Origin of the sequence: uncultured Wocania sp., from assembly GCF_964021735.1 — a bacterium.
In the GTDB taxonomy this organism is placed as follows: domain Bacteria; phylum Bacteroidota; class Bacteroidia; order Flavobacteriales; family Flavobacteriaceae; genus Wocania_A.
Genome location: NZ_CAXIBN010000265.1, coordinates 1 through 2,677 on the forward strand (window position 1 = coordinate 1; position 2,677 = coordinate 2,677).

Genomic DNA, 2,677 nt, shown 5'->3' on the forward strand with positions numbered 1-2,677 from the left:
TTAAATATGAAACCTTTTGAACCAAAAGTTGATAATTTTAGTAGTGTTATGGCTTTGTTTTTGGAGCGTTTAAAAGGGAAATAATTAATTATTTAAAATATCTAAAATAATTGGTTTTAAACCACTAAAAAAGAATTCAACGGCAATCACCATAACTATCAATCCCATTAGTCGCATCATAACGTTTATTCCAGTTTCACCCAAAATTTTAATTATTCTTGAGGAGCTGTACAGTATTAAATAAGTAAGTAAAATAACTATAAAAATTGAAAAAATTAGAACACTTTTTTTTTCAATAGTATTTGCATCTTCCATCATTACTATAGCATTCGTTAAAGCTCCAGGGCCACATATCATAGGAATAGCTAAAGGAGTTACAGAAATATCGTTTACATAGGTTTTGATTTCTGAGTCTTTTAATTTCACCTTTCCTAATCTAGCTTGTAGCATATCCATTCCCATTAAGAAAAAAATAACGCCACCAACTATTCGAAAACTATTTACGGATATTCCAAAAAAATTAAATAGCAATTGTCCAGAAAAAGCAAAAATTATTATTGTAATAAAAGAAACGATTGATGCTTTTTTAGCAGTTTTTGTTCTATGGCTTTGATTTAAATCGGCAGTCATCGTCATAAAGATAGGCATAGTACCAAAAGGATTTATTAAAGTAAAAAACGATGTAAATGATAAAACTCCAAAAGCTACGATGTCGCTCATTTTGTTGAATTTAAAAATTTTGTTTTAACAAAAGGAATGCTTTATTTTAAGATTTGTAATTTTATCATACAATCACGCATCATTTTATAAGTCCGCTCAATATCAGCATCCAATCCAATAGAAAAACGAATTAATCCATCGCTTAAGCCCATTTCTCTTTGCTCATCTTCAGGAATTTCAGATGATGTTGAGCTTCCTGGGGCAGAAAATAATGTTTTATAAAACCCAAGGCTTACTGCTAAATATCCTAAATTTTTTTCTTGCATCATTTCCATAAGTTCGTTGGCTTTTTCTAATGTTCCAACATCAATAGTTAGCATGCCTCCAAATCCGTATTTTTCATTCATCATAGATTTGAATAATTTATGTGAAGAATGAGATTTTAAACCAGGATAAACCGTATTTAAACCATCAGCTTCAAACTTTTCAGCTAAAAAGGCAGCGTTAAAACTGTGTTGTTGCATTCTAATATGTAAAGTCCTTAAATTCTTTAGAACTGAAGAAGCTCGTAAACTATCCATTGTAGAACCTAAAAGCATGGAAGCACCGTCATTTACATTGCGTAAATCATTTATAAAATTTTGAGTACTGCAAACTACGCCACCAACCGTATCGCTAGAACCGTTAATAAATTTTGTTAAACTATGAATAACCACATCGGCACCTAAAATGGCAGGGGAAATTGATAATGGCGAAAATGTGTTATCAACCACTAATTTTAAATTATATTTTTTAGCCAAAGCTGCTAACCCTTTTATATCGGCAACTTCTAAAAGTGGATTGCTAACCGATTCGCAATACAAAACCTTTGTCCTTTTTGTAATTGCTGCTTCAACGACATCTAACTTTGTTATATCGGCAAAGGATGTTTCAATATTAAAACGTGGCGTAAAGTTTTTTAGAAAAGCATAGGTTCCACCGTAAATAGTTCTGCTTGATACAATATGATCGCCAGTGCCGCAAAGTTGTAACAAAACGGATGTTATTGCACCCATGCCTGAGGCTGAAACATTTGCAGTTTCAGTGCCTTCCATGGCAGCTAAAGCTTCGCCTAAATACAAGTTTGAAGGTGATGAATGTCGCGAATATAAATAGCAACCATCTGCATTTCCTTCAAAAGTGTCAAACATGGTTTTTGCAGATAAAAATGTGTAAGTAGATGAGTCTGATATAGAAGGGTTAACACCTCCGAATTCACCGAAATATTGTAAATCTTGAATATTATTTGCGGGTTTAAAAGCCATGGTTAACGAGTTTAGTTGTTTATACAAAACTCAATCTATTTAGATTATAAAACAACATAGTTTTTATTATTTAGAAAATAAATCTAAATTAATGATTAAAAATAGATTTATAATTTATAATCTGATAGTTATTTTGGTATCTTTATGAAAATTTTTCAATTATGGTTTTTGATGATATAGACAAAAAGCTCTTATTTTTTTTACAAGAAGACAGTAAACAAACTAATAAAGCGCTTTCAAATAAATTAAACCTATCAGTTACTGCGGTTTACGAACGTATTAAAAAGCTTGAAAAAGGAGGGTGTATTAATAAATATGTTGCGCTTGTTAACAAAGAAAAAATCGATAAATCTTTTGTGGCGTTTTGCCATATAAAATTAGAAAAACATAGTCAAGATTTTGTGGTTAGTTTTGAAAAAGAAGTCAACCGATTAACAGAGGTGTTAGAGTGTTATCATATTAGTGGCGATTATGACTATTTACTAAAAGTATTAGTAAAGGATATGGCGGCTTTTAGAGAATTTATGGTAAAAAAACTAACCACAATCAATCATATTGGTAGTACACATAGTATGTTTGCTATTAATGAAGTAAAGCATACCACAGCAATTAATATGTAATAAAGTTTATGAAACCTGTTTTATACAGGGGAGTGTTTTTTATTTCAGTCTAAAAAACCACCGTCTTTGACGGTGGTCATGTTTTAAAGGCTG

General features: G+C 30.9%; 3 protein-coding genes. 1 reads left to right on the forward strand and 2 read right to left on the reverse strand.

Annotated elements, in window-relative coordinates:
- Positions 1-84: 84 nt before the first annotated feature.
- Positions 85-720: a MarC family protein gene (locus tag AADI82_RS14785; protein WP_341217180.1), complete on the reverse strand. Its 636-nt coding sequence runs from the start codon at positions 718-720 to the stop codon at positions 85-87.
- Positions 721-761: 41 nt separating this feature from the next.
- Complete coding sequence (locus AADI82_RS14790; RefSeq protein ID WP_341217181.1) at positions 762-1,964, reverse strand: aminotransferase class I/II-fold pyridoxal phosphate-dependent enzyme; 1,203 nt, start codon at positions 1,962-1,964, stop codon at positions 762-764.
- Between the two features lie 161 nt (positions 1,965-2,125).
- Here AADI82_RS14790 and AADI82_RS14795 point away from each other — a divergent pair, with 161 nt between their 5' ends.
- A complete protein-coding gene (locus AADI82_RS14795; RefSeq protein WP_341217182.1) occupies positions 2,126-2,584 on the forward strand; it encodes an Lrp/AsnC family transcriptional regulator in 459 nt (152 codons plus the stop codon).
- Positions 2,585-2,677 lie beyond the last annotated feature (93 nt).